This window comes from Phenylobacterium sp. (assembly GCF_035569475.1).
GTDB lineage: Bacteria > Pseudomonadota > Alphaproteobacteria > Caulobacterales > Caulobacteraceae > Phenylobacterium.
In genome coordinates this window covers 1-6,252 of the sequence record NZ_DATMNA010000122.1, presented here as the reverse complement: position 1 = coordinate 6,252, position 6,252 = coordinate 1, and the positions used below count along the sequence as shown (strand labels likewise).

3 protein-coding genes and 1 pseudogene are annotated in these 6,252 nt (G+C 70.1%); all 4 read left to right on the top strand.

The window, feature by feature from the left end; all coding sequences use genetic code 11:
• The first annotated feature begins 62 nt into the window (after positions 1 to 62).
• Positions 63 to 2,672, top strand: coding sequence for a type I DNA topoisomerase (gene topA, locus VNW53_RS19270; RefSeq protein ID WP_325557652.1), 2,610 nt, complete (start codon positions 63 to 65; stop codon positions 2,670 to 2,672).
• Between the two features lie 23 nt (positions 2,673 to 2,695).
• Entirely contained in the window at positions 2,696 to 3,496 is an 801-nt protein-coding gene (locus tag VNW53_RS19265) for an alpha/beta fold hydrolase (protein ID WP_325557650.1), read from the top strand.
• Between the two features lie 173 nt (positions 3,497 to 3,669).
• The gene (gene rnr, locus VNW53_RS19260; RefSeq protein ID WP_325557649.1) at positions 3,670 to 6,000 is read left to right on the top strand and encodes a ribonuclease R; all 2,331 of its coding nucleotides are present in this window, start codon (positions 3,670 to 3,672) and stop codon (positions 5,998 to 6,000) included.
• Positions 6,001 to 6,072: 72 nt separating this feature from the next.
• A pseudogene (locus VNW53_RS19255) lies at positions 6,073 to 6,252 on the top strand (NUDIX hydrolase); the annotation flags it as partial.

The window sequence follows — 6,252 nt, the reverse complement described above, 5'->3', positions numbered from 1 at the left end:
CGCGCTTTTAAGGCTCCGCGGGCTAAGCCGCAGCGCCCGGATCAATGAGCAAATCGGTTTCCATGAAGGTTCTCGTCGTCGAGTCGCCGGCCAAGGCCAAGACCATCAACAAGTACCTGGGCTCGGACTACAAGGTCCTGGCGAGCGTCGGCCATGTCCGCGACCTGGTGGAGAAGGACGGCTCGGTCCGCCCCGACGAAGACTTCGCCATGACCTGGGAGGTGGGCGCGCGTTCCACCAAGCCGCTGAACGAGATCATCGCGGCCGCCAAGGGCGCGGACAAGATCATCCTGGCCACCGACCCCGACCGCGAGGGCGAGGCGATCTCCTGGCACGTGCTGGAGGTGTTGCAGAAGAAGAAAGCCATCAAGGGCCAGGTCGTGCAGCGGGTGGTGTTCAACGCCATCACCAAGACCGCCGTCACCGAGGCCATGAAGGCCCCGCGCGACATCGACATGGAGCTGGTCGACGCCTATCTCGCGCGCCGGGCGCTGGACTATCTGGTGGGCTTCACGCTCTCGCCGGTTCTGTGGCGCAAGCTGCCGGGCTCGCGCTCGGCGGGACGCGTGCAGTCGGTGGCGCTGCGCCTGGTGGTCGACCGCGAGATCGAGATCGAGCAGTTCAAGACTCAGGAATACTGGACCGTCGAGGCCGACGTCTCGGCCGGCGGCGATCCCTTCCTGGCCCGCCTGACCAAACACGAAGGCAAGCGCCTCACCAAGTTCGACCTGGGCAATGAAGCGGCGGCCTTCGCGGCGCGCGACGCGGTCAAGGCCGCGGCCCTGACCATCGCGGCGGTGGAAAAGCGCCCGGCCAAACGTTCCCCGCCGCCGCCCTTCACCACCTCGACCCTGCAGCAGGAGGCCTCGCGCAAGCTGGGCTTCAACGCGCAGCGCACCATGCAGGCCGCCCAGCGGCTCTATGAGGGCGTCGACATCGGCGGCGAGACCGTCGGCCTGATCACCTACATGCGGACCGACGGCGTGCAGACCGCGCCCGAGGCGCTGGACGAGGCGCGCGGCGTGATCGGCGGGCTCTATGGCAAGGAGTATGTGCCGGAGAAGCCCCGGTTCTATTCCACCAAGGCCAAGAACGCCCAGGAGGCCCACGAGGCGATCCGCCCGACCAGCCTGGCGCGCAACCCCGGCAAGCTGCGCCTCGATCCCGACCTCGGCCGGCTCTATGAGCTGATCTGGAAGCGGATGATCGCCTCGCAGATGGAAAGCGCGCGCATCGAGCGCACCACCATCGATCTCGAATCCAGCGACGGGAAGACGGCGCTGCGCGCCTCCGGCGACGTGACTCTCTTCGACGGTTACCTGGCGGTCTACGAGGAAGGCCGCGACGACCCGGAGGAAGAGGCGGTCTCAAAGCTGCCCGCGGTGACTCAGGGCGCCCAGGCCAAGACGCTGGCCGCCCGCGCCGACCAGCATTTCACCGAGCCGCCGCCGCGCTTCTCGGAAGCCAGCCTGGTCAAGCGGATGGAGGAGCTCGGCATCGGGCGGCCCTCCACCTACGCCTCGATCCTGACGGTGCTGCGCGACCGCGCCTATGTGCGGATGGACAAGAACCGGTTCATTCCCGAGGACAAGGGACGCCTCGTCACGATCTTCCTCGAGGAGTTCTTCCGCCGCTACGTGGAGTACGACTTCACCGCCGCGCTGGAGGAGAAGCTCGACCTGGTCTCGGCCGGCGAGCTCGACTGGAAGGTGCTGCTGCGCGAGTTCTGGACCGACTTCCATCCGAAGACCGAGGAAGTGCTGAAGGTCTCGACCCGCGAGGTGCTGGATTCCCTCGACGGCGCGCTGGCGACCTTCCTCTATCCGCCGAAGGCCGACGGCTCCGATCCGCGCACCTGCCCGACCTGCGGCGCCGGCCGGCTCAGCCTGAAGACCAGCCGGTTCGGGCCCTTCGTCGGCTGCTCGAACTATCCGGAATGCCGCTACACCCGGCCGATCTCCGAGGCCGAGGACGGCGACACGCCCTCCGGCGACCGCGAACTGGGGGTCGATCCGGACACCGGCCTGACGGTCTTCCTGAAATCCGGCCGCTTCGGCGCCTACGTCCAGCTCGGCGAGGGCGAGAAGCCCAAGCGGTCGAGCCTGCCCAAGGGCTGGTCGGCGCCGGACATGGACCTGGAGAAGGGCCTGCGCCTCCTGCGCCTGCCGCGCGAGGTCGGCCTGCACCCGGAAGACAGCCAGCCGATCCTGGCCGGCATCGGCCGCTTCGGGCCCTTCGTCCTGCACGCCGGCACCTACGCCAACCTGACGGGCGCCGACGAGGTGTTCGAGGTGGGGCTGAACCGCGCCGTCACCCTGCTGGCCGAAAAGCGCGCCGGCGGCCGCAACGGGCGCGGCGAGACCGCGGCGCTGAAGGACCTGGGCGCCCACCCGGCGGACGGCGCGCCGGTGAAGGTGCTGTCCGGCCGCTATGGCCCCTACATCAAGCACGGCGCCACCAACGCCAACGTGCCCCGCGGCACCGATCCGCAGAACGTGACGCTGGAGCAGGCCGTCCTGTTGCTGGCCGAACGCGCGGCGAAAGGCGGCGGCAAGAAGCCGGCCCGCGGCGCCAAGGCCAAGGCGGCGCCCAAGACCGCGGCGAAGAAGGCTCCGGCGAAGAAGGCGGCGGCCAAGAAGAAGCCGGCTGTGAAGAAGGCGGCGTCGGCCTGACCCCCGCATGAGCGGAGTTTGAGATGCCGTTCACGACCGTCAACGGATTGGAGCTCTATTTCGAACGCGCGGGCTCCGGCCCGCCGCTGCTGTTCATCTCCGGCACGGGCGGCGACCTGCGCATAAAGCCGAACGTCTTCGACGGGCCGCTGGCCAAGGCTTTCGACCTGCTGGCCTACGATCAGCGCGGCCTGGGCCAGACCGAAAAACCCGACACCCCCTATTCCATGGCCGACTACGCCGACGACGCTGCGGCCCTGATGGCCGGCCAGGGATGGGACGACGCCCTGGTGATCGGGGTCTCGTTCGGCGGCATGGTGGCCCAGGAACTGGCGATCCGGCATCCGCGACGCGTGAAACGCCTGGTGCTGGCCTGCACGTCCCCGGGCGGGGCCGGCGGCGCGTCCTTCCCGTTCCATGAGATCGAGCACCTGAAGGGCGAGGCCCGCGCCCGGCACATGATTCCGATCAGCGACACCCGCCGCGATGACGCCTGGGCCGCGGCGCATCCGGACCGGTACGCCCTCTTCGTCGCCATGGGCGCGGCGGACCCCTATGCGGAGGAGCCCGGGCACGCCATGGGTGCGCATCGGCAGCTCGCGGCCCGCGCCGCCCACGACACCTGGGACCGGCTGCCGCAGATCGCCTGCCCGACCCTGATCGCCGCCGGCCGCTACGACGGCATCGCGCTCCCGGCCATCCAGGAGAAGATGGCCGCCCGCATCCCCGGCGCCCGGCTGCAGGTCTTCGACGGCGGCCACCTGTTCATCATCCAGGACCGCACCGCCGTTCCCGCCATGACGGCGTTCCTGATCGGGGGCTGACCGCGCCCAGGGGTGCAATCTTAACCCCGAGCGCCTATATGAGCCCTGCGCATCGCTGGCCCGACGGGCCGCGACGAATGCGGACAGCCTCCAATTCGAACGCTGACGCCGGGCTTCGCGCCCCCGCTCACCCAACTCTGAAGACACCCAAGAAAGGTGCTAAGCACCCCCTTATGCCGAAACCCAGACAACCGAAGTCCACCCGATTCCCCAAGGGACTTCCCGATAGAGACACCCTCCTCAAGTACATCCGAGATAGCGGCGAGACCGACAAGGCCGCCATCGCCAAGGCCTTCGCGCTGAAGGGCGAGGAGCGCCGCGCGCTCCGCCAACTCCTACAAACCATGGAGGCCGAGGGCGCGCTCGGCCGCAGGGGCCGGCGCGGCTTCGCCGAAGTGGGCGCCCTGCCCGAGGTCGGCGTCGTCGACGTCATCGAGCGCAACGCCGACGGCGAGCTGATGGTCAAGCTGACCAAGGGCGAGGACGCCCCGCTGGTCCCCCTGGCCCCCGCCCGCAAGGACGACGCCGGACCCGCGCCCGGCGTCGGCGACCGCCTGCTGGTCCGCTTCGCCCGGCTGGAGAACGGCTCGACCGAGGCGCGGCTGATCAAGGCGCTGGGCGCCGGCGGCCAGCGCATCCTTGGCGTGATCCGCAAGGCGCGGCGCGAGGTGCGCGTGGAGCCGGTGGATCGCCGGTCCAAGGAAAGCCTGTTGCTCACCGATCCCCAGGCCGAGAGCCTGCGCGACGGCGACCTGGTGCTCGCCCAGGCGACCACGGCGGAGACCCGCTACGGCCCCAAGCGCGGCAAGCTGCTGGAGGTCATCGGCCGCGAGGACGAGCCGCGCTCGGCCTCCCTGCTGGCCATCTACGCCCATGGCATTCCCACCGGCTTCAGCGCCGCCGCGGAGGTCGAGGCGGAAGCCGCCCAGCCTCCGACGCTCGCCGGCCGCGAGGACCTGCGCGACGTCCCCTTCATCACCATCGACCCGGCCGACGCCCGCGACCACGACGATGCGGTCTATGCGCAGGCCGACGACGACCCCAAGAACCCCGGCGGCTGGATCGTCTGGGTGGCCATCGCCGACGTCGCCGCCTACGTGCGCCCGAACTCGGCCCTCGACGAGACGGCCCGCGAGAAGGCCAACAGCGTCTATTTCCCCGACCGTGTGGAGCCGATGCTGCCGGAAGTGCTGTCCAACGGCCTCTGCTCCCTGCGTGAGGGCGAAAACCGCGCCTGCATGGCGGTGCGGATGGTGTTCGGCGCCGACGGCCGCAAGCGCAGCCACAAATTCGTCCGCGGCCTGATGCGCTCGGCCGCCAAGCTCTCCTACGAGCAGGCCCAGGCCTGCGCCGACGGCCAGCCCGACGACAAGACCCGCCCGATCGCCAAGTCGATCCTCCAGCCGCTCTACGCCGCCTACGCGGTGCTGAAGAAGGGCCGCGACGTCCGCTCGCCCCTGGCCATCGAGAGCGCCGAGCGGCGCATCGTCATCAGCCGCGAGGGCGAGGTCGCCTCGATCACCCCGCGCGCCAGCCTCGAAGCCCACAAACTGATCGAGGAGATGATGATCCAGGCCAACGTCTCGGCCGCCGAGACGCTTGAGGCCAAGCGCATCCCGCTGATCTATCGCATCCACGACACCCCGAGCCCGGAGAAGGTCCAGGCCCTGGTCGATTTCCTCCAGACGCTGGGCATCGCCTGGTCAAAGGGCGAGGCGCCGACCACCGCGCGCTTCAACAAGCTGCTGGACGAGACCCGCGAGACCGAGCACGGCGACATCGTCAACGAGGTCGTCCTGCGCAGCCAGATGCAGGCGATCTATTCCACCGAGAACATCGGCCACTTCGGCCTGAATCTGGCGAAATACGCCCACTTCACCTCGCCGATCCGCCGCTACGCCGACCTGATCGTGCACCGGGGCCTGATCTCGGCGCTTGGCCTGGGCGCCGACGGCCTCGCCGAGCGGGACATCGCCAAGATGAAGGACACCGCCGAGAGCATCACCTTCGCCGAGCGCCGGGCCATGGCCGCCGAGCGCGACGCCACCGACCGCTATGTGGCCGCCTTCCTGGCCGACCGCGTGGGCGCGGAGTTCCCGGGCCGGATTACCGGCGTCACCCGCTTCGGCCTGTTCGTGCGGCTGGACGAGACCGGCGCGGACGGCCTGGTCCCGGTCTCCAAGTTGGGCGGCGAGTACTTCATCCACGACGACCGCGCCCACGCCCTGGTGGGCGAGCGGACGGGCGCGCGCTGGCCCCTGGGCATGAGGGTGCAAGTCAAGCTGGTGGAGGCCACGCCGATCAACGGCGGCCTGCTGTTCGAGATGCTGAGCGAGCCGGCCGCGCCCGACCCGACCGCGCCCAGGCCCCGGCTCGGCATGAGAGCCCGCAACGAGCGCAGGCCCGGCGGCGGGGCCGGCTTCAGGGGCCCGCCGCGCGCGGGCCAGCCCGGGCGGCCGAAGAACATCCGCAACGGCCGCAAGAAGGGCGGGCCCCGGCGCTAGGCTTCCGCAAAGGCGCCCTTCCCTCCGCCCCGTGGGCCGCCATACAGTCGTTCGATGAGTGAAGCCGAGATCATGACCCGACGACCGGAGGGCCCGCCCCGGATCCCCGGCGCCCGCGCCGTCAGGCCCAAGAACGCCGCCACCGTGATGATCATCCGCCGCGACGCCGCCAAGCCCCGCGTGCTGATGGGCAAGCGCCACGCCGGCCACAGCTTCATGCCCGACCGCTGGGTGTTCCCGGGCGGCCGCATC